18 protein-coding genes are annotated in these 21,769 nt (G+C 65.5%); 3 read left to right on the forward strand and 15 right to left on the reverse strand.

What is annotated here, in order from left to right; genetic code table 11:
- The 3 genes from FHS79_RS06945 to FHS79_RS06955 all read left to right on the forward strand — a co-directional run.
- Positions 1–283 (forward strand): RNA polymerase sigma factor (locus tag FHS79_RS06945; RefSeq protein WP_279380432.1); only part of this gene is annotated, 283 nt, incomplete at its 5' end.
- Positions 280–1,296, forward strand: coding sequence for a FecR family protein (locus FHS79_RS06950; RefSeq protein ID WP_184197456.1), 1,017 nt, complete (start codon positions 280–282; stop codon positions 1,294–1,296). The genes FHS79_RS06945 and FHS79_RS06950, both read left to right, overlap by 4 nt.
- Positions 1,297–1,357: 61 nt before the next feature.
- Positions 1,358–2,668 (forward strand): M28 family peptidase, encoded by a 1,311-nt coding sequence (locus FHS79_RS06955; protein ID WP_184197459.1) that lies wholly within the window; start codon positions 1,358–1,360, stop codon positions 2,666–2,668.
- A 94-nt stretch (positions 2,669–2,762) separates the two neighbouring features.
- Here FHS79_RS06955 and FHS79_RS06960 read toward each other — a convergent pair whose 3' ends face one another.
- The 15 genes from FHS79_RS06960 to bchF all read right to left on the reverse strand — a co-directional run bounded on the left by FHS79_RS06960 (position 2,763) and on the right by bchF (position 21,765).
- Positions 2,763–5,900 (reverse strand): TonB-dependent receptor, encoded by a 3,138-nt coding sequence (locus tag FHS79_RS06960; protein WP_207792255.1) that lies wholly within the window; start codon positions 5,898–5,900, stop codon positions 2,763–2,765.
- A 306-nt stretch (positions 5,901–6,206) separates the two neighbouring features.
- Positions 6,207–7,427, reverse strand: coding sequence for a 5-aminolevulinate synthase (gene hemA, locus FHS79_RS06965; protein ID WP_184197465.1), 1,221 nt, complete (start codon positions 7,425–7,427; stop codon positions 6,207–6,209).
- Between the two features lie 17 nt (positions 7,428–7,444).
- A complete protein-coding gene (puhE, locus tag FHS79_RS06970; protein WP_184197468.1) occupies positions 7,445–8,275 on the reverse strand; it encodes a putative photosynthetic complex assembly protein PuhE in 831 nt (276 codons plus the stop codon).
- A gap of 16 nt (positions 8,276–8,291) precedes the next feature.
- Positions 8,292–9,371, reverse strand: coding sequence for a magnesium-protoporphyrin IX monomethyl ester (oxidative) cyclase (gene acsF / locus FHS79_RS06975; RefSeq protein ID WP_184197471.1), 1,080 nt, complete (start codon positions 9,369–9,371; stop codon positions 8,292–8,294).
- Complete coding sequence (locus FHS79_RS06980) at positions 9,368–9,664, reverse strand: hypothetical protein (RefSeq protein WP_184197885.1); 297 nt, start codon at positions 9,662–9,664, stop codon at positions 9,368–9,370. The genes acsF and FHS79_RS06980 overlap by 4 nt, the downstream gene beginning before the upstream one ends.
- On the reverse strand, positions 9,664–10,212 hold the full coding sequence (gene puhC, locus FHS79_RS06985) for a photosynthetic complex assembly protein PuhC (protein ID WP_184197474.1): 549 nt from the start codon (positions 10,210–10,212) through the stop codon (positions 9,664–9,666). The genes FHS79_RS06980 and puhC overlap by 1 nt, the downstream gene beginning before the upstream one ends.
- Positions 10,209–10,820 (reverse strand): photosynthetic complex putative assembly protein PuhB, encoded by a 612-nt coding sequence (gene puhB / locus FHS79_RS06990; RefSeq protein WP_243452742.1) that lies wholly within the window; start codon positions 10,818–10,820, stop codon positions 10,209–10,211. Before puhB ends, puhC begins: the two co-directional genes overlap by 4 nt.
- 2 nt (positions 10,821–10,822) lie before the next feature.
- Entirely contained in the window at positions 10,823–11,596 is a 774-nt protein-coding gene (puhA, locus tag FHS79_RS06995) for a photosynthetic reaction center subunit H (protein ID WP_184197480.1), read from the reverse strand.
- 13 nt (positions 11,597–11,609) lie between these two features.
- Positions 11,610–13,064: a BCD family MFS transporter gene (locus tag FHS79_RS07000; RefSeq protein WP_308430135.1), complete on the reverse strand. Its 1,455-nt coding sequence runs from the start codon at positions 13,062–13,064 to the stop codon at positions 11,610–11,612.
- 5 nt (positions 13,065–13,069) lie between these two features.
- Entirely contained in the window at positions 13,070–13,789 is a 720-nt protein-coding gene (gene bchM, locus FHS79_RS07005; protein ID WP_243452735.1) for a magnesium protoporphyrin IX methyltransferase, read from the reverse strand.
- Between the two features lie 17 nt (positions 13,790–13,806).
- Complete coding sequence (bchL, locus tag FHS79_RS07010) at positions 13,807–14,691, reverse strand: ferredoxin:protochlorophyllide reductase (ATP-dependent) iron-sulfur ATP-binding protein (protein WP_184197482.1); 885 nt, start codon at positions 14,689–14,691, stop codon at positions 13,807–13,809.
- A gap of 10 nt (positions 14,692–14,701) precedes the next feature.
- Positions 14,702–18,391, reverse strand: coding sequence for a magnesium chelatase subunit H (locus tag FHS79_RS07015; protein WP_184197485.1), 3,690 nt, complete (start codon positions 18,389–18,391; stop codon positions 14,702–14,704).
- Complete coding sequence (gene bchB / locus FHS79_RS07020) at positions 18,381–19,931, reverse strand: ferredoxin:protochlorophyllide reductase (ATP-dependent) subunit B (protein WP_184197488.1); 1,551 nt, start codon at positions 19,929–19,931, stop codon at positions 18,381–18,383. Before bchB ends, FHS79_RS07015 begins: the two co-directional genes overlap by 11 nt.
- Positions 19,931–21,193, reverse strand: coding sequence for a ferredoxin:protochlorophyllide reductase (ATP-dependent) subunit N (locus tag FHS79_RS07025; RefSeq protein WP_184197491.1), 1,263 nt, complete (start codon positions 21,191–21,193; stop codon positions 19,931–19,933). The genes bchB and FHS79_RS07025 overlap by 1 nt, the downstream gene beginning before the upstream one ends.
- Positions 21,190–21,765, reverse strand: a complete 576-nt coding sequence (gene bchF / locus FHS79_RS07030; RefSeq protein ID WP_243452736.1) for a 2-vinyl bacteriochlorophyllide hydratase — start codon at positions 21,763–21,765, stop codon at positions 21,190–21,192. The genes FHS79_RS07025 and bchF overlap by 4 nt, the downstream gene beginning before the upstream one ends.
- Positions 21,766–21,769 lie beyond the last annotated feature (4 nt).

Raw genomic sequence — 21,769 nt, forward strand, 5'->3', positions numbered from 1 at the left:
GCTCTGCCCGCACCCAGGCGTTCACGCACTGGGCCGAGGTGACCGGCGTCGCAATGGCCGCATGATTACGCCCAATTCCGGCATCGCGTCTTTCCTCGCACCCGACCGCAGCAAGTTGACGGTGCCGCCCGAGGCCGTCCGCATCGTGTTCAGCCATTATCATTTCGATGGCGTGGCGCAGGTCGAGATCTCGCGGCGCATGGGCCTGTCGTTGAGCACGGTCGAAAAGCACATGGCCAAGGCCAATGCCCACCTCCTCCACCGCCTGCGGAACGTCCGATGAGCTGGCTTGGCGACAATCCCGATGAGGCCGCCGCCGCCTGGGATGCCCGGCTGCGCGGTGCCCGCACCACCGACGCCGATCACAAGGCATTCCAGGCATGGCTGCAGCAGGATTCCGAGCATCAGCGCGCCTATGATCGGCTGCAATCCGCCCTACGCACGCTTCGTGCCCATGCCGATCTGCCCGAACTGAGCGCACTGCGCGATGAAGCACGGAACACCGTTCATGCAAGCAGGCGGCGCCGGATGGCGGGCGCGCTGGCGCTGGCGGCAGGCATTGCCGCGATCGTCACTGTTGGCGCGCTTCCGAAGCAGGAGGCGGGGCTGGCTGTCGTTGCCGAACAGGTCGACGAGCAGATCTACGCCACCAGGCCGCACGAATGGACGCGGGTGACACTGGCCGACGGCTCGCTGGTGACGCTCGATGGCAACACGCGAATGGCAGTGCGGCTTGGTGAACATCGCCGGGATATCCGGCTGGTCGGCGGCCGTGCGCTGTTCAAGGTGGCGAAGGATCAAGGTCGTCCGTTCGTGGTCAAGGCCGGCAACCGGACAATCACTGCCCTTGGCACGCTGTTCGACGTGCGCGTGACCCCCCGGGAACTGCGCGTGACGCTGGCGGAAGGTTCGGTGGCCGTGCGCCCCGCGGCGGGCGGCCCGCGGCTGCCGCAACAGATACTGAAGCCGAGCCAGCAGCTCGTGGCGGTTGCCGGCAGCGCGACGCCGTTGCTGCGCAGTGTCGACATCCAGAACGCCCTTGCCTGGGCCGAGCGCCAGTTCTTCTTCGAGGATGAGCCGCTGGCAACTGCCGTCGAGGAGATCAACCGCAACGCCGACCTGCAGATCATCGTCGATCCGTCGGTTGCCGATCTGCGGATCAACGGCATGTTCCGGGTGAGCGACGAAACCGCCTTCATCGAAGCGCTCAAGCTGACCTTGCCGATCGAGGTTCGCCCCGATCGGCAGGGCCGGTTGATCATCACCCGCGCCGGCGCCAGGGTGGCCGCCATGTAGGCAAGGGGTATGCCGGCACCGCCATCCATCGATTTCACGCGCAAGACAAAGAGATGATTCCATGCAGAAAACCCTGACCTATCTGGCACTCGCAGAGTGCATGCTGCCCGCCCCGCTAGCCGCACAGGCCGCCCCCGATGCCGGCCGGCTCAAGGCCGATGTCGAGAAGCTGGTGAGCTTCGGCACCCGCCATACGCTTTCGGATGCGGAGCACCCCACCCGCGGCATCGGGGCAGCCCGCCGCTGGTACGCGAGCGAGATGCAGCGGATCGGTTCGGGCTGCGGCGGCTGCATCACCACCGAATCGATCGAGCGGGTGTTCACCAACGATCGCACGCCCAAGGGTGCAAAGGTCGTCGATGTGCTCGGCATCCAGCGCGGCCGCGATCCGAACCGCGTCGTCATCGTGCAAGGGCATATCGACAGCCGCGTGTCGGACGTGATGAACGCCACCGCCGATGCACCGGGTGCGAATGACGATGCGTCCGGTGTGGCGCTGGTGATCGAAGCCGCACGGCTGCTGTCGAAGGAAAAGTTCGACGCGACGATCATCTACGCCGCCCTTTCCGGCGAGGAGCAGGGGCTGCTCGGCGGCACGCTGCTCGCCGAGACTGCCAAGGAGCGCGGCTGGGTGGTGAGTGCCGTGCTCAACAACGATATCGTCGGTGGCACGCGCGGCATGGCCGGGCAGCGCGTCACCGACCGGGTGCGGGTGTTCTCGGAAGGGCTGCGCACCTCGGAGACGCCGCAGGAGCAGCTGCTGCGCCGCGCCAATGGCGCCGAGGATGATGGCCCCAGCCGCGCCCTCGCCAAGGCAATCGACCATGTCGCCGGAGACATTCGCGGCGGCCTCGACGTGGTCATCGTCCGCCGGCCCGATCGCTTCGGCCGCGGTGGTGACCATGAGCCTTTCCTGCGCCTCGGCTATCCGGCGGTGCGCTTCTCGGTCGGCATCGAGAATTACAACGAACAGCACCAGGACCTGCGCACCGAAAACGGCATCGAGTTCGGCGACACCGTCGACAAGATGGACTTTGCCTATCTGGCCAAGGTGACCGCGATCAACGTGGCCAGCATCCGCCGCCTGGCTGCCGCCCCGGCGGCACCCGAGTCCGTAGCCCTGCAGGGCGCGCTCGGCAGCGACATCAAGGTGGTCTGGGCCCCGGTCGCCGGTGCCGCCGGCTACCGCGTGCATTGGCGGCGCAACGACACGCAGGACTGGCAGCAGAGCCGCGACGTGCCGGCGTCGGCCACCGAGACCGTGCTCAAGGACATGATCGTCGACGATACCTTTGTCGGCGTATCGGCCCTGTCGGCGAGCGGTGCCGCCAGCATCGCCACCTTCGGTGGACGCGCCGTGCGTCGGCCCTGACCCCGGCACATTGCCGACAGCAAAAAGGCCCGTGCCGGATATCCGGCACGGGCCTTTTTCGCGGGATGGCCGGGCCTTGCACCCCGGCACATCGTCAGATCTTGAAGCGGAAACCCAGTCGGAAGCTGCGGCCGAGCAGGTCATAGATCGGCGAGGTGCCGAACGATGTGCCGCTCGAAGGGATCGGCGGCGGATCGCGATCGAACAAATTCTCCACCACCCCGAACACCGTGACCGTGCGCCCGGCAATCTTCACATCATAGTTCTGCGCCAGCTCGAAATACCAGACTGCAGGCACGCGGTTCGCCGTGGCCGGAATGCCGGTCCGGCTGGTTTCGGGCTGGTTGGTGATCGTGCCGCTGCCCAGATACCGCGTCGTCACCGTCGTGCGGCTGGCGCCCACCGAATAGGTGGTCGTCAGGAAGCCGCGCCATTTCAGGCTGTTGAAGGTGCCCAGCGTCGGCGGCTGGCTGTCGCCCGGCAGGTTGGTCTCATCCCGAAGTCGCTGCGACACCAGCAGGCGCATGTTGAGCGCACCCGGCAGCTTGTCGGCAATGTCGCTCAGCTGCGCACGGTAGCTCAGCTCATAGTCGATCCCTTCCACGGCAACATTCTGCGCGTTGATGCCGCTCGTGAAGAGCGTCGCGCCGGCAAGACCGACCGCCCCCGGAACCGGCACGATCGACTGGCACGCCGCCGGATTGACCGGCCGGTTGAAGCCATAGCAAAGGTCGATCAGCAACTGGCCACCCACGCCGAAGATCGCATCCTGAATGTCGATCTTGTACCAGTCCACCGAGGCACTCAGGCCCGGCAACCAGCTCGGCTGATAGACGCCGCCCACAGTCCATGTGTCGGCGATTTCCGGCGTCAGGTTCGGGTTGCCGCCCGATAGCGTCACATTGGCAACCTGTGGACTGTTCGGCTGGCTGCGATCCTGGAACGCGTTGACGAACTGGCTGGCCGGCGCGAACAGGTCGTTGAGATTGGGCGCCCGGATATCGCGCGACCGGGTCCCGCGGAGCCGCAGGTCGCCGATGCCATAGGTTGCCCCCAGCTTCCAGGTCGTCACCGCACCGCTCGTCGAATAGTCGGTACGGCGGACGGCGCCATTGGCTTCGAGGCTGCCCACCGGCGAATCATCGAGCAGCGGCACCAGCACTTCGCCGAAGAGTTCCTTCACATTGTAACCGGCACCACCGGGCTTGGGATTGCCCACGAACCAGCGCGATGCCAGCGAGATATCGTCCGAGGTCGCAGTAAAGGATTCGGTGCGATACTCGAAGCCCGCCGCCACCGACACAGGCCCTGCCCAGGTCGAGAAGGGGTTGTACTGGGCATCGATCAGCCAGACGTCCTGGTTGATGTCGAGGTCCTGCCGGGTGCGGAAACCGCTGTCCTCGCCGGTCACATAGGCGATCGAGCCCGCACTCGGCGATCCTTCACCGAACACGTTCATCGGCACGCAGCCATTGGTCGGGCTGGTGAGCGACGACCGGCAGATGGGCGTTCCGGCAGCAACGCCCGCCACGCCGCCGACCGCCGGGTTGCTGGTCACATCGGTGGCCTGGTTGAAGCGATCGATGATGATGTTGTTGTCGCGGGTGTACCAAACCTTGCTGTGCCCGCGCTGGTAATAGGCGCGCCACCGGCCGCTATCGAGGAACTTGCCCTCGAGTGCCAGCAGGATGCGGTCTTGCCGCCGGTTGTAGCCGGCCTCGCCGATATGCTCGCCGGGACGGTTGATCACATCGTAGAACAGCCGGTTCAGGCGGAAGGAGGTGACGCCATTGGCATCCATCGCCGCCTGGGTCTGCAGCGGGATGAAGGGGTTGTCCCGGGTGATGTTCACCCCCGCCGTGCCCTGCCTGTTGTAGACGGCGGACCAGTTGATGGTGTCGTTGCCGGCGTAGCTTGCCTCGAGAATGGCGGTGATATTGTCGGTCAGTTCATAGCTCAGCCGGCCATAGACGCTCCAATGGGTGTCGTCGGGCAGCAGCGCGCCGCGGATCGAGGCGGGCTCCACCGTGCCCCCGGCCTGGTTCTGCCCCTGCTGGATCGGGCCGAAGATGAACGACTGGATCGAGCCGCCCGGGCCGAAGGCGGTGCCCCGCAGCGGTCCGGCGTTGATGACGCCCCCCGGCGTGCTGTTGAGCCCGGCATCGGTGCGCACGATCTGCCCGGCCTGGCCATTGGTTGCCGTCCAGGTCGGGTTGTCGAGCAGGCGCAAGCCCGGCTGGAACCAGTCGCGCGGCGCATCGAAGAAGTCGATCCGGTCGCCCTTGTAGTAGTTGCCGCTCAGCAGCACATGGCCACGGCCACCCGAGAAGGCCTTGCCATAGGCGAGGTCGCCACTGACAACCTGCCCGTCACCCCGGCTGGTGATGCCATAGTTGACCGTGCCCTTGAGCCCGGTGAACTTGGTATCGAGGATGAAGTTGACGACACCGGCCACGGCGTCCGAGCCATAGGCCGCCGAAGCGCCTCCGGTGACGACATCGACCCGCTGGACAAGATTCTGCGGCAGCAGGTTGATGTCCACCGCGGGGAGCAACCCCGAGCCGACAACGCGGCGGCCATCGAGCAGCACCAGTGTGCGGTTCACGCCGAGCCCGCGGGCGCTGATCTGGTTGGCACCGCCGGTGGCATTGGCGAACAAGGTGGTCGATCGCGGCGAGTTGCCCTGCCCGATCGAGGGCAACTGGTTGATGTAATCGGCGATATTGGTCGGGTTGCGCTCGAGAATGTCCTGAGCCGATACGACCGTGGTCGGCACCGGCGCATTCGTCCCATCCCGAATGATTCGGGACCCGGTCACCACCATCTCCTGCACCTCGGGGGCCGCCTCGGCCTCCGCCACCGGCGCAGCAACAGGCGGGCGGGCAGCAGGCGCCGGGGCAGCCTCGGCCGGCTGATAGGCGGCAGGCCGCAAGCCGACACGCTGGGGCTCGACCGGCCGCAGGGTGATGATCGAATCCCCCTCGGCCCGCAGTCCCGTACCCTGCAGCAGCAGGTCCAGCGCCGCGCCGGGGGCCATGTTGCCCTGCACCCCGCGCGAGCGCTTGCCCGCCACCAGAGCGCTCGAGAAGATGATCTCCTGGTTGGCCTGCCGGGCATAGGCGTTGAGGGCATTTGCAAGCTCGTTGCTCGCGATGTCGAACTTGCGCACCTGCTGTGCCGCAACCGCCGGCGTGGCCACCAGTGCGACGGCCATCACCGCCAGCGAACTCATCCCCAACGACTTGATCGCAACGGACTTCAACCCAAGCCCGTACAACCGACCCCCAATGCTCATCAATTGCCCCTCTCTGCCGGCAAAATGCCGTACCCGCCCTTTCAGACGCAGATCATTTCCGATCCCGCCAAAAAAACGTAACAAAGTGCGGCAGGGCCGATATCAGCGGTGCGTGCTGCGCCCTGGCGATCGCAGGAAAATCATCCAGTCCCATCGTGGAAAAGAGCCGCGGGAACACAGTCGCAGAAACAGCGCCGGCGACCGGGTCGCCAGCGCTTGAGCTTCGCCTGCTGAGGGTCCGTGCTAGGCGGCGGCTTCGACCCTGTGGAGCGCGCACTGGCCCCAGATGTCCGACAGCGCCTTCACCAGCCGATCGATGTCATCGTCCGAATGCACCGGCGACGGCGTGATCCGCAGCCGCTCGGTGCCCACCGGCACGGTCGGATAATTGATCGGCTGCACGTAGATGCCGTGATGCTCCATCAGCCAGTCGGAGATCATCTTGGCCTTCTTGGCGTCTCCCACCATCACCGGAATGATGTGGCTCGGGTTTTCCAGCTGCGGGATACCCATGGCGCGAAGCGCTGCACGGACCTTGGCCACCCGCTCCTGCTGGCGCTTGCGCTCGAACGGGCTCGCCTTCAGGTGCCGGACACTGGCCAGGGCACCGGCAGCGATCGCCGGCGGCAGTGCAGTGGTGAAGATGAAGCCGCTGGCGAAGCTGCGCACGAAATCGCACAGCGCCTTGGAGGCAGCGATATAACCGCCCACCACGCCATAGGCCTTGGCCAGCGTGCCCTCGATCACCGTCAGCCGGTCCATCAACCCTTCGCGCTCGGCGACGCCGCCGCCGCGCGGGCCATACATGCCCACGGCATGGACTTCATCGATATAGGTCATGGCGCCATGCTTCTCGGCAACTTCGATGATCTCCTTGATCGGCGCAATGTCGCCGTCCATCGAATAGACGCTCTCGAAGGCCACCAGCTTCGGCCGGCCCGGCTCGATACCGCTGAGCAGCCGGTCGAGATCCGCGGCGTCATTGTGCTTGAAGCGCAGGCATTCGGCGCGGCTGTGGCGAATGCCTTCGATCATCGAGGCATGGTTGAGCGAATCGGAAAGCACCACGCAATTGGGGAGCTTCGAGGCGAGCGTGGAAAGCGCTGCCCAATTGGACACATAGCCCGAGGTGAACAGCAGCGCATCTTCCTTGCCGTGCAGGTCGGCGAGCTCGCGCTCCAGCTGACGGTGCACATGCATGGTGCCTGAAATATTTCGTGTGCCGCCGGCACCCGCACCGGAACGATCAAGTTCCTCATGAATTGCGCTGATGACATCGGGGTGCTGCCCCATGCCGAGATAATCGTTCGAGCACCAGACGGTCACCTCCTGGGTGCCCTCGTCGGTAAAGCGGGTCGCGCGCGGATAAGCGCCCTTCTGCCGCTGCAGCTCCGCGAACACGCGGTAGTTGCCTTTTTCCTTCAAGCCATCGAGCGCGGCCTGGAAGTGCGCTTCATAGTCCATCAGAATCTCCCCGAGACTTATTGCCGCACCGTATCCAAGGCCGCAAGTGTCGATTGTTGATGTTTTGTTGTCTGTTGTGCTGAAAGTTTCGCTCCGTGTCGATTGCGCATCGCCCAACGGAACAGCGAGGTATCCTGCCAGGGCACCACCAGAAAGCCATGCTCGATGAACGCCAGAACCACCAGCGCGAAGGCCAGCGCATAGCCTGTGGCAAGCCCCGAGGGCGCCGTAAGTGCTGCATTCCCCAGCCATGCCGCCACAACGGCGATCGCCACGAGGCTGGCAACAAAGAACCAGCTGGCCGGCGCCACCCGGAAGTAGCTCGCCATGTATCGCATCCTATCGGGCATCATTTCGAGGCTCAGATGGGGCACGCCGGCAAAGATGTTAAGCTTGGCAGATAGTCGCATGACGAAGAGCAGGAGAAAAGTGAGCGTTGCCGTCTGGTTCGGCTGGCCCCAGGTGGCCCCCGCCATCACCAGCACAGTGGCGAACATCGCCACCTCATGATGGATCAGCGTGCCGGCGGCCAGCCGGAAGCGCCGCCAGCCCCGCGCATCGGGCGGACATGGCGCGCGGTTGGGACCCGTCACGAAACCCATCAGGAAGCTCATCTCGTGCCAGCCCCACAGCACCAGCGCCGAGGCAAAGGCGACATAGGCCGCACCATCGCCCACCATCGGTGCGGTCATGATGATGGCGCCCATCGCAAAGCCGCTCACCACCGTCGCCGCGACAATGCTCACCGGCCAGGTCGTGCTCGGCAGCCGGTCGAGCCACAGCACGAGCCCGGTCGAGGTAAACCACAACAGGGTCGCAAAAAGCAAAGGCAACAGGAGCGCCGTCATCGGACCAGCCGGCGCGTTACCAGGCCGGCTGCAGGCGAATGGTGGCCGGCAGTTCGGATGTTTGCGTCGGCTGCAGATAGAGCTTTGCAAAGGTGAGTGCCGCGCGGGCGGAGAGCATGCCCCGCTTCAGCTTGGCGCCAAGGCCGGACTCTTCGCGGGTGGCGTCGATCGCGGCAGAAATCGTCCGCATCTCCTCGAGCAATTCGCGGAACCGCGGCGCATCGGCATCGATGCTCACCGGAAAGACCTGCCTGGTGATCTCGGTGGTGATGCGGAACACGGTGAAATCATACTCGCTGATGTCGATGCCCAGCGCCTCGTGCAGCACCGGCCGGTTGTGGTCGCGCACATACATCGTCGCGTACACCGCCACCAGGAAGAAACGGATCCACAGCTTGTTGAGCCCGGTCAACAGCTTGGGGTCGGCGCGCATCAGCAGCGCAAAGCCCTCGCCATGGCGAAACTCGTCGTTGCACCATTGCTCGAACCATTTGAAGATCGGGTGGAAGCGCTTGTCCGGATTGCGTGCCAGATGGCGGTAGATGGTGATGTAGCGTGCATAGCCGATTTTCTCGGACAGATAGGTCGCGTAGAAAATGAACTTCGGCTTGAAGTAGGTGTATTTCTTGGCCTTCGTCAGGAACGCCAGGTCGATACCGATGCCGGCATCCTTCAGGCTGTCGTTGATGAAGCCGGCATGACGCGATTCGTCGCGCGCCAGCAGCTTGAACAGCTGCTTGGCGTCGGGGTTCTTCACCCGCTTGGCGATCTCGGCATAAAGGATGCAGCCCGAGAACTCGGACGTCATCGACGAGACGAGGAAGTCGGTGAACTCGCGGCGCAGCTCAGGCTCGAGATTCTCGATCACCCCGTCGAATTCCGGCGTGCGCTTGAAGTGCCGCTTGTTGCCATCGGCCTTCATCTCGTCGATCAGCGCGTCCCATTCGGCACGCACCGGCGTCACGTCGATCCGGTCCATCGCCTCGAAATCGGTCGTGTAGAATCGCGGCGACAGCACCGTGTCCTGCGTCGCCATCGCGACCGCATCTTCCTGCGTCACCGGACCGGACGGGCTGATCTTCGTGTGTGCGTTCATCGGGGCTTCTCCGACGTGAAGGTTATCTCGTAAAGCTCGGTGATGTCGAACTGGGCGCGCAACTTCGTCCACATGCGCTCCAGCGTGCCGGCCCTGCGCACCGTCGCCGTGCGGCGCAGCGTCAGTTCGCCGCCGAAGGGCAGGGTCACCGGCGCGCCATGCACGAGCACCCGGTCCCCCGGCCCGATCGGCACATTGCCATCGAGCTCGACATGCGCGTGCAACTCATACGCCGTGTGCGCCACCGAAATCGTGCAACCCGTCTCGAAGCTCTGGCCACCGAACAGCGCCATCACGCCGGGCCCTTTTCCGAAGCCGCCGCCGTTGCCGGCAGGCTGGCCCGCAAATTGGGCAGGTTGTTCGGGATCGGCGGCTGCTCGCCGGCCAGGATGGCAGCAAAGGCACGGCGATTGTCCGGCCCGAAGCTGCCCAGCTCGATGATCCGACCGGTGCCGAGATCGGTCAGCGTCAGGGCGCCATCGGCCCATTCGGTGACACGCACCGGCGAAGCGCGGTCGGCCTCCCGAAGCACCCGCTCGCGCATCAGCCCGCGCATCACGCCGCGGATGAAGCCGGTGTTCGAGCCAGGCTCGAGAATCACGACCGGCGCATCGGTTGCCGCATCGGCGATCACCAGCGCGCCATCCTCGCGGTCCGAGAAGCGAAATTCGCGCTCGGTGACCACTGCCACATTGTTGGCGGTGCGGACTTCGGGCGCCGTGGGCCGGCCTTCGATCAGCCCGCCGCGCACGCTGAAAACGGCGATCAGCGAGATACCGATCAGGCCAGCGGCCGCATAAAGCGCACCAACCGGAAACTTCTCGTTGTGGAAGTCGCTCACGCAGCCGCCTCCATGCCACCACGCCGCGTCGCATCGGGCTCGGCGTGCACGGTGGCGGCAGGGTCGGCGCTGCGCAGGGCGTCGGCAAGCATCGGCACGAAGCTCTCCGACACGGCGCGCAGCATCGGCTGCGGATCAGCCACCTTCCAGGGGCGGACATGCGGCCATGCTTGCAGCCAGCCGAGCGGGAAGCGCTCGGTCGGTACCAGCACGATATCGACATAGCCGCCGCCGAGCGGCTTCACATCAGCCGATCCGATCTTGCCCAGGGGCAGGTTGACCGCCTTTGGCACCGCAGCGCCAAAGCGCATCACCAGCCGACGGTTGGTGAGCGTGTAGATCGTCGCCCGCGCCCCCGTCCAGGCCAGCAGGCCGAGCACGCCGAGACCGAGCACCGCCACCGCCAGCGTGGTGATGGCGCCGACAATGCCGGTGCCACCCCCCACGAAGGCCAGGCTGGCCACGAACACGAACCATGCAATCACCAGCCGGGTGTGGAACACCGCCCGGGCAAAGGCCTGCCAGTTCGGCGAGCCCTGCCAGACGATGAACTCGCCCTTCGGCAGGTTCCCCGGCAACCCGCGGATCGGCTCGATCTCATACTCCATCGTCACAGAATGGGTTCCGCCCTTTCTTCGGTCGCCCACAGATATCCGGCGCCGAAATAGGCCTGGACCTTTTCCTCTTCCAGAAGCGTAATCTGGTCAGCCGACTTCAGCTGCGGGGCACCCGCGAACTGCGCTGCGAGGATCGCATCGCAATGCACATGCCGAGCCTTCACCCGCGCCACCGCCTGCGGCATCGTCACCGTGCCACCACCGGTCAGCGCCACTTCATAATAGCGGATGATATGCTCGGCGCGATCGACCCAAAGGTCGCTGATCGTGCCCGCCACTTCGCCATCAAGGCCGATCACCGGCAACCCGCGCGGATCGGTGTCGCGTCCCTCGACGGTCATATGACCGTCAACGCGCATCGGCACGATCCGCGGCCGACCGAACATGTCCATGTCCGGACGATCGGCGCGCATCACATACGACGCGGGACCGACCCCCGAAGACAGCTTGTCCCCGACCACATCGAGCGGCTCGCCCGACCAGCCACGCGGCAGCACATTCGTCGGCATCGGATCGCGAAGCTCGGCGGGCTGATAGACCGTGCCCTGGCCGTGCGGGAGCTGGAACGCCTTGAGCTTCTGCACATCGTCTCCGATCCGCCACAGCTCCTGCCGCACTTCACCCGAAAGATCGTCTTCCAGCGGATAGCCTTCGCGACGGCTCTCGCGGTTGAGATACCAGACGAGACACAGGAAGAAGCCGAAGAACAGGTAAAGCGTCAGCTCGGCAATATCGAGGCCGCCTACCAGATGCACGTTGGACAACATTTTCTCTCTCCCCTCAGGTTGGGAATTCGGTCAGGCCGAAACGGGCGCGGGACAGATTCTCCGAGGACCGCCGCGCCAGCGGGCCAAGTGCAACAAGACACATGAACAATAAACCGATTTCGATGTGCCAGACCATAGAATATCCGGTCGCCGGATCATTCAATCCCGGCCCCAGCGCACCGCGCACTGCCAGCGCGCCCACACCGTCGCGGATCACCCCTGCCAGCAATATGCCAAACCCCGCTGCCGACGCCTGAACCGCGCCCCAGGCGCCCAGCGCCAAGCCCGATTTGCTGCCGGCATCGCTCAGCGCCATCGCTGCCGTCAGCGTGCACACCGCAAACAGGCCGTTGCCGAAGCCGATCAGGGTGGCACCCGTCGCAAACAGCCCCACCGAGTCGATGGGAGCCGAGAAGATGACCATCGCAAAGGCGAACACGCCGACAACCGCGCCCAGCCCCGCCATCCGCGCCGGATCGCCGCCGCGCCCCAGATGCCGCGCCGCCCAGGCCAGCCCGACCAGCGTGCCCGCCGACGACAGCGCCGTCAGCCCGGTGGTCGCCGCAACACTCATGCCCAGCACCTGCCCGCCGAACGGCTCGAGCAAAATGTCCTGCATCCCGAAGCCGGCCGCACCGAGCCCAACCGCCGTGAGCAGCCGCTTGGTGGGCCCCGCTGCCATCAGATCGGCCCAGCGCGCGCTGAAATCCGGCGCATCGGGATCGGGCCGCACGCCGCCGGGCACCCGTGCCTCCTGCTTCCACAGCGCAATCACGTTGAGCACCACGGTGACCACTGCCGTGCCCTGCACCACGCCGACCAGCCGTGTTTCCGAAAAATCGACCAGCAGCCGCCCCAGCACAACCGACGAGACGAACATGCCGACCAGCAGCATCACATAGAGCAGCGAAACCACACGCGGCCGCACATCCCTCGGCGCCAGGTCATTCGCCAGTGCCAACCCTGCAGTCTGGGTGATCGCCACCCCGGCGCCCACCATCAGAAAGGCGAGGGCGGCAAACACTTCGCCCACCTTGCGCCCGGCAAACTCGCCTTCACCGGTCATCACCAGCATCGCGAACGGCATGATCGCCAGCCCGGCAAACTGGATCATCGTGCCCGCCCAGATATACGGCACCCGCTTCCAGCCCAGAAACGAGGCATGATTGTCCGACTTGTGGCCGATCATCGCGCGCACCGGCGCAAACAGCAGCGGCAATGCGACGACGATGGCAACCGCCGTGGCCGAGATGCCCAGCTCGACGATCATCACCCGGTTGAGCGTCGCGTTGAGCAGCACCATCGCCATGCCGACCGAAACCTGAAACAACGACAGCCGCAGCAGCCGGCTGAGCGGCAGCTCCACCGAAGCCGCATCGGCGAAGGGCAGGAAATTCGTGCCCATCCGCGCCCAGAAGCGCGCACCGCCCTTGATGCCGCCGGTGATCCCGGTGGAAGAGGAAGACACGGTGTTCACCCCGTAATCACTTCTTGCGCATGGCTGGTGTAGAAACCTCGTGAAACCCGCGCATCGCGCCCCAGCCGCGCCCGCTCGACACGGCTGAGCCGCGCCTTCAGATAGCCATGGCCGACCGGAATGATGCTCGGGCTGCGGTCCGATTTAGGGAAGAACTGCCCCACTGCCCGCGCCGTGCGCAGCAGCGGCGTGCCGGGCGCGAAGGTGAACACCAGGCTCTGCCGCGCCCGCGCCGCCAGCCGGGCGGTGGCGTCGGCAATCTGGTCCGCTTCATAATGGATGAGCACATCCATCGACACGATATGGTCGAAATCCCCAAGTGCCGGATCGAGCATGTCCCCCGACACCAGCGTGATCTGCCGCTTCACATCTTGCGGAAGCCGCTCCTGGCCGATCGCCACCAGCTGCGGCGACACATCGATCCCCACCACTTCGGCGCCGCGCCGCGCTGCCTCGACGCTCAGCATCCCCGTCCCGCAGCCGGCATCGAGCACGCGCTTGCCGGTCAAATCCTGCGGCAGCCAGCCAAGCAGCAGGTTGCGCATCTCGTCGCGCCCGGCGCGCACCGTCGCGCGGATCTTGCTCACCGGCGCATCGCTGGTCAGCGCTGCCCAGGCCGCAAAGGCGGTGCGGTCGAAATAGGTTTCGAGCCGCGCACGCTTCGCCTCCCAGCCCGGCTCCACGCCAGGACCGGACGCACCCATCGGTTCAGGCATCGAGGCGACCGCCGGCTTCATTCAAACCCGAGGAACTCGAAGATTTCGCGGTCCTTCATCGGCCGCGCGTCGCACGGCGGACCGCCAACCCAAAGCTCGGCCGCCAGCCGCTTGTATTCGTTGCGGGCGATCTCGACATCGGGCGCATCTTCCATCTCGAAGATCGTGCACTTCTTCAGCCGCGACCGGCGGATGGCATCGACATCGCCGAAATGCGCCAGCCGCTTGAGGCCGGTCGCTTCGGAAAAGCGGTCGATCTCGTCGGTCTCGCGGCTGCGATTGGCGATCACGCCGGCAACGCGAACCTCGTAGTTCTTGGCCTTTGCATTGATCGCGGTGATGATCCGGTTGGCAGCGAAGATGCTGTCGAAATCATTTGCCGCCACCACCACGGCACGCTCGGCATGCTGCAGCGGGGCTGCAAAGCCTCCGCACACCACATCGCCAAGCACATCGAAGATCACCACGTCGGTCTCCTCGAGCAGATGATGCTGCTTCAACAGCTTCACCGTCTGCCCCACCACATAACCGCCGCAGCCGGTACCCGCCGGCGGTCCACCCGCCTCCACGCACATCACGCCGTTGAAGCCCTCGAACATGTAATCCTCGGGGCGCAGTTCCTCATGGTGGAAGTCCACCGTCTCCAGCACGTCGATCACCGTCGGCATCAGCTTCTTGGTGAGCGTGAAGGTGCTATCATGCTTGGGGTCGCAACCGATCTGCAGCACCCGCTTGCCGAGCAGCGAGAACGCCGCCGACAGGTTGGAGCTGGTCGTCGACTTGCCGATGCCGCCCTTGCCATAGACGGCGAACACCTTGGCATTGCCGATCCGGTCGCGCGGATCGAGCGCCACCTGAAGGCTGCCTTCACCATCGGGTCTCGTGCGTTCGATAACGGCCATCAAAAATTCCTCATGCCGCCTGGGTCTGCCCCACACCTTCGAGGGCGTCCTCGATGGCATCGGTCGCGGCATAAAGCGCCGCCAGTGTTTGCGCGTCGGGCGACCAGAACTTGCGGTCGCTCGCTTCGATCAGACGGTTGGCCATCTTGGCGGCCGCCCGGGGGTTCATCTTCGCGATCCGGTCGCGCATCTCGGTGTCGAGCACATAGGTTTCGGTGATGCGCTGGTAAACCCAGGGGTCGACTTCGCCGGTGGTCGCCGACCAGCCCATCGTCGTCGTCACCGCGGCTTCCACCTGGCGCACACCTTCATAGCCATGCCGGAGCTGGCCTTCGATCCACACCGGGTTCAAGATGCGCGTCCGCGTCTCCAGGCTCACCTGCTCGCCGAGTGACCGCACCTTGCCCGAGCCCTGCGTCTGGTCACCGATATACACAGGTGCGGCCTCGCCGCCCTTGGCGCGGGTGACAGCCCGGCTGATGCCGCCCAGCGTGTCGACATATTGGTCGATCGTGGTGATCCCCAGCTCGACCGATTCGAGGTTCTGATAGGCGCAATCGACCGTCTTCAGCGTTGCCGCGAGCATCTCGGCCTGGCGTACCGGTGCCCCCTTCACGCCATAGGCATAGCCCTTCTGGCGCTCGAAACAGTCCGCCAGCTCATTGGGGTCGGTCCAGCCGCTCGAGTCGATCAGCAGGTTGACGTTGGCGCCATAGGCACCCTCGGCGTTGCTGTAGACGCGCAAGGCTGCCGTCTCCATGTCCACACCATGCTCGGCGCTATGCTGCAGGCTGTGCTTGCGCACGAAGTTCATCTGCGTCGGCTCATCGGCCTGCGCTGCGAGCAGCGCTGCTTCCGCCAGCATCCGTGTCTGCAACGGCAGCAAATCGCGGAACACGCCGGAAAGCGTCACCACCACATCGATCCGCGGCCGGCCAAGCTCTTCGAGCGAGATCAGCTCGGCGCCGGCGAGCCGGTTGTAGCTGTCGAACCGCGGGCGGGCGCCGATGAGGAACAAGGCCTGCGCCAGCTGCGCGCCTTCACTCTTCAGATTGTCGGTGCCCCACAGCACCATCGCCACCGTCTCGGGCAGATGGCCGCTGTCTTCGACGCTGCGGTCGATCAGCTTCTGCGCCTGCGCCGCCCCATCCTTCACCGCATAGGCGGAAGGCAGGCGGAAAGGATCGAAACCATGGATGTTGCGCCCGGTCGGCAACACCTCGGGCGTGCGCAGAATGTCCCCGCCCGCCACCGGGCGAATGTAATGCGCGCCAAGGGCAGCCACCAACCCGTCGAGCTCATGGTTCACCGAAAGGGCGGTGTTCATGTCGACAAGTTCGCGCAGCAGCGGCGTTGTCGGCGCAATGCGGCCATGCACGATCGCCTCGATCGTCTCGCGCGGCAGAGCTTCCTCGCGGGTGGAAGCGACCGCCGCCAGCATGTCGATGCGCTCCTCGGGCGTGGCAGCGTCGCCGGCCACATGCAGCCCCTGCGGGATCAGCTCACGCTCGATTTCGTAGATCTTCGCCGCCAGTGCGGTCACATCGCTGCCGTCGAGATCGAGCCCGGCGGCCTGTTCGGCGATGATCTCGCCCAGCATTTCCAGTTCGGGTGCACCCGGTTCGCACGAACGCCAGCGGTCCACACTCGCCTTCAGGTCCGCCAGCCCCTTGTAAAGCCCAGAATTGGTGAGCGCGGGCGTGAGGTACGACACCAGCGTCGCATAGGAGCGGCGCTTGGCCAGCACGCCTTCGGACGGGTTGTTTGCGGCATAGAGATACACATTCGGCAGATCGCCGATCAGCCGCTCGGGCCAGCAGCTTTCGCTCATCCCGGTCTGCTTGCCGGGCATGAATTCGAGGCTGCCGTGCGTGCCGTAATGCAGCACGGCATGCGCGCCGAAATCGTTCCGCAGCCAGCGATAGAACGCCATGAAGGCATGCGTCGGTGCAAAGCGGCCATCGAACAGCAGCCGCATCGGATCGCCCTCATAACCAAGTGCGGGCTGGATGCCGATGAACACATTGCCGAACTGCGCGCCGAGGATGAACACGTTGGAGCCATCGGCCTGGAACTTGCCGGGTGCGGGGCCCCACTCCGCCTCGATTTCCTTGAGATAAGGCTCGGTGGCGACGATATGCTCCGCCGGCACCTTGGCATGGACATTGGCCTCGGTGCCATAGCGCATGGCATTGCCGCCGATCACCGCCTCGCGCACCGCATCAGCATCCGCCGGCACATCGACCTGATAGCCTTCGGCCTTCAGCCGCACGAGCGTGGCATGGAGCGATTCGAACACGGCGAGGAACTGCGCGGTGCCCGCAGCACCACCGCCCGGCGGGAAGTTGAACAGCACGATTCCGACCTTGCGTTCCGCCTCGGCGCTGCGGCGCAGGCGGGCCATCTTCACCATCCGGCCGGCCAGCGCTTCGGCACGATCGGGGCAGCTCTGCATGGCGCGCACATTGTCGGCCGGTGCCCAGGTGCAATGCCGCGAGCAGCCGGTGCACGCCTCGCCGCTCGCTTCGGAACGGCCACCGAACATGATCGGCGTGGTGCCGCCATCGAGCTCAGGGATGGCAACCATGATCGTCGATTCGAGCGCCAGCAGACCCTGCTTGTTGGCGCCCCATTGCTGCAACGTCTGGAATTCGACCGGGAAGGCCGAGACATAAGGCCGGTCGAGCCGCGCAAGGATCTCTTCCGCTGCCGCTGCATCATTATACGCCGGGCCACCGACGAGGCTGAAGCCGGTGAGGTTGACGAGCGCATCGACGTTCGCCGCCCCATCCTTCATCATCATTGCCTCGATCGCCGGCCGTGCATCGAGGCCATTGGCGAACGCGGTGATGACGTTGAGCCCGCGTGCTTCCATGGCGCGGATCACGCCATCATAATGGTTGGCATCCTTGCCGAGCACATAGGAGCGCAGCACGACGAGGCCCACGGTGCCCACCGCGTCCTTGCGCTTGGGCAGGTCGGCGACGTTGAAGCTCATCCGCCCCGGCAGGTCGGGGTGATAGACACCGACTTCGGGATATTCCTGCGGGCCTTCCACCTTGAACTGGCCGCGCAGCGCCCGGCGCGGGCCATCGGCATAGCGATCGACCAGCGCCCGCACCATCGAGAAGGCGTTGTCATCCGACCCGGCCAGCCAATATTGCAGCGTGAGGAAATAGGCGCGCACATCCTGCGCCGTGCCGGGCACGAACTTCAGCAGCTTGGGCAGCCGCCGCAGCACCGCCATCTGCGCCGCACCCGAATTGGGGGCGCCCGACTTGGACGAGCCACGCAATTTCTTCAGCCAGCCCAGCGGGCCCTTCGGCGGCGCATCCATCCGATAATCGCCCATGCGGGTGAGCTTCACCACATCGCTCGCCGACATCACGCACACCATCGCATCGCAATCTTCGCGCCGCGCCTCGAGGGCGGGACGGATCGCGCGGATATGGTCTTCGAGGAACAGCATCGAGGCGAGCACGATATCGCCCTTCGCCACATCGGCGCGTGCCGCATCGAGCTTGCCCGGCTGCTCCCAATCGGCGGCGGCGTGGAAGGCGATCTGCACCCCCGGCTGCTCGCGCTCGAAGCGCGCGCGGGCACGTTCGATGGCGCCCGAAAGATGGTTGTCGAGGGTGATGATCACCACCCGGACAAGGTTTGCGGGGCTGCCTGACGAGGGGGGGTTATCAGCGCGCATAATGTGCCTTGGCTTCGTAAAGGGTCTCGACGGTAATGGCTTTGATGCCGTGCTCGGCGGCAAAACGCTCGGTGTTGCGCCGGGCCTTGCCGCGCACGAAGAAGGGAATCTTGTTCAGTTCGCGCTCGGCATCGGGCAACCAGCCTTCCGGCTTGGCTTCGAGCACGGCGACATCGGCTTCCGGCACTTCCGCCAGCGCAACCGCGCCATGCCCGCCGCCATGCCCGAGATGGCTCGGCCCGGCGGCGTCGGAAAACTCGAAATCCTCGCGGAACATGGTGAGCAGATGCTCCTCCAGCCCCATCACCAAGGGGTGCACCCAGGTGTCGAAGATCACCTGCGCGCCCTCGAAGCCCATCTGCGGCGAATAGCGCGCCGGAAAATCCTGCACATGCACCGGTGCCGAGATCACCGCGCACGGCAGCCGCAGCCGCTTGGCGATGTGCCGCTCCATCTGCGTGCCGAGCACCAGCTCGGGCGTGGCGGCAGCGATCGCCTCCTCCACTTCCAGATAATCGTCGGTGATCAGCGGCTCGACCCCGAGCTCCTTCGCCATATCCCTGATCTCGCGCGCGAATTCGCGGTTGTAGCAGCCGAGCCCCACCACCTCGAAGCCCAGCTCGTCACGCGCGATCCGTGCCGCCGCCACGGCATGGGTGGCATCGCCGAAGATGAAGACGCGCTTGCCGGTGAGGTAGGTCGAATCGATCGAGCGCGACCACCAGGACATTCGCCCTGCATCGAGATCCTCCGGCACCGCAACGCCGGCAATCTCCGCCACTTCCGCCACGAAACGCCGCGTCGCCGCCATGCCGATCGGCACTGTCTTCGTGCACTTCTGGCCGAAGGTCTTCTCCAGCCAGCGCGCCGCTTCCAGCCCGATCTCGGGGTAGAGCAGCACGTTGAAATTGGCCTCGCCCATCGTCACGATATCGGTCGGCCGCGATCCCATCGGCGCCGTCACATGCACGTCGATGCCCAGAGCCGCCAGCAGCCGGGTGATCTCCACCACATCGTCACGGTGGCGGAAACCCAGTGCCGTCGGCCCCAGCAGATTGGCGCGCGGCCGCCGGCCTTCGCGCGGTGCCGGACGACGCTCCTTGTCCGCAAGCTGGCGCACGATCTGGTAGAACGTCTCCGAAGCGCCCCAATTTTCCTTGCGGCTGTAGCTCGGCAGCTCCAGCGCAATCACCGGGCACGGCAACCCCATCGTCTCGGCCAGCCCGGCCGGATCGTCCTGGATCAACTCGGCGGTGCAACTCGCCCCCACGATCATCGCCTCGGGCGTGTAGCGCGCATAGGCGTCGCGTGCCGCCTTCTGAAACAGCTCGGCAGTGTCCTTGCCAAGGTCGCGCGCCTGGAAGGTCGTGTAGGTCACCGGCGGACGATGGTCCCGCCGCTCGATCATCGTGAACAGCAGGTCGGCATAGGTGTCGCCCTGCGGCGCGTGGAGCACATAGTGCAGCCCCTTCATGCCCGTCGCGACCCGCATCGCCCCCACATGCGGAGGCCCTTCATAGGTCCAGACGGTAAGCTGCATCAGAGCACCAGCCGGTCGCGCCGCACCAGCGGCCGCGCGAAGAGTTCCGCCAGGTCACCCGCCTGGTCGAAGCCATGGACCGGGGTGAACACCAGCTCGATCGCCCATTTCGTCGCCAGCCCCTCCTGCTCGAGCGGGTTGGCGAGCCCCAGCCCGCACACGGTCAGGTCTGGCCGCGCGGCGCGCACCCGATCGAGCTGCAGATCGACATCCTGCCCTTCGGAAAGCTGCACATCGGCCGGAAGCGCCTTGAGTTCGGCCGCAAGATGCGACTTGTGGAGATAGGGGGTCCCCACCTCGACCAGCTCCATCCCCAGCTCGTCATGCAGGAACCGCGCGAGCGGCACCTCGAGCTGCGAATCGGGCATGAAGAAAATGCTCTTGCCGCGAAGCACTTCGGCCTGCCGCGCAATCGCCCGCTTGGCACGCTCGCGGCCCGGCGCCACCACGCTGCGGAAGTGCATCGGATCGACCCCGAAGGCGGTGGCGGCAGCTTCGAGCCACGCCGTCGTCCCTTCGGCACCGAACGGGAACAGCGCCGGCAGATGCCTCGCCCCGCGCCCTTCCAGCGCCTGGCCGGTATCGCCCAGGAACGGCTGCGCCAGCAGGAACCGCGTGCCCTTGCCCACACCCGGCAGGTGCGTCGAGCGCCGCGCCGGCAGCACCTTCACATTGGCGATGCCCAGTTCGGCAAACAGCCGCAGGAACTGGTCTTCCACCACATCGGGCAGCGCACCCACGATCAGCAGCTGCTCGGCATCGTCCGCCGGCATCTCCGGCACCAATGCTGCAAGACAGGCATCCTCGCCCTGCGTGAAGGTCGTCTCGATCCCCGAGCCCGAATAGTTCAGCACCCGCACCCGCGGCGCATGGATCGCGTTCATCCGCTCGGCGGCGCGCTTCAGGTCGATCTTGATGACTTCGGACGGGCAGGAGCCGACGAGGAACAGCTGCCTGATCTCCGGCCGCCGCAGCAGCAGCCGGTTGACGACCTTGTCGAGCTCCTCATTGGCATCGGCGAGGCCCGCCAGATCACGCTCCTCGATGATCGCGGTCGCAAAGCGCGGCTCGGCGAACACCATCACACCCGCCGCCGATTGCAGCAGATGCGCACAGGTGCGGCTGCCGACGACCAGAAAGAACGCATCCTGGATCTTGCGGTGCAGCCAGACAATGCCGGTCAGCCCGCAGAACACCTCGCGCTGCCCTCGTTCGCGCAGCACCGGCCGCGATTCGGGAAGCGGGAGAGCGGCAACGCTCATGCGGCGATCGCCCCGGCCGCGCGCTTCTTCCCCGCCCCCTCGAGCCGCGCCATCCGCAGCTTCCAGATGAACTGTCCGGCGTTGATGACATAGGTAAGGTACGCGGCGAGCGCCAACCACATCAGCTGCACCGACGGCAGCAGGTCCTGGAACAGCGCCACCAGATACGCCGTGTGCAAGGCGATCACCAGCATCGAGAACACATCTTCCCAGAAGAAGCTCTCGGCAAACAGATACTTGCCGAACACCACCTTCTCCCAGATCGCGCCGGTGATCATGATCGTGTAGAGCGCCATCGTCTTCACCACGACCGACCACTCGGCCCATTCCTTGTTCTCTCCGGTGCGGAGGTAGTCGAGCACCAGATACAGGCTCACGCCGAAGATCAGGAACTGCACCGGCGCCAGCAGACCCTGCACCAGCGTCCAGCGCGAAGCATCACGGCGAACGCGCTCCTCGGGCGTGTAAAGCGGCGTTTTGACAAAAGGCGGCAGGCTCCAGCGATTCGCAGCTCCGCTGCGCCCCGCCTCCCCCAAGGCATTGCTGCCTCGCATCCCCTCTTGCCGGTTCAAGCCG

Origin of the sequence: Polymorphobacter multimanifer, from assembly GCF_014205635.1 — a bacterium.
GTDB lineage: Bacteria > Pseudomonadota > Alphaproteobacteria > Sphingomonadales > Sphingomonadaceae > Sandarakinorhabdus > Sandarakinorhabdus multimanifer.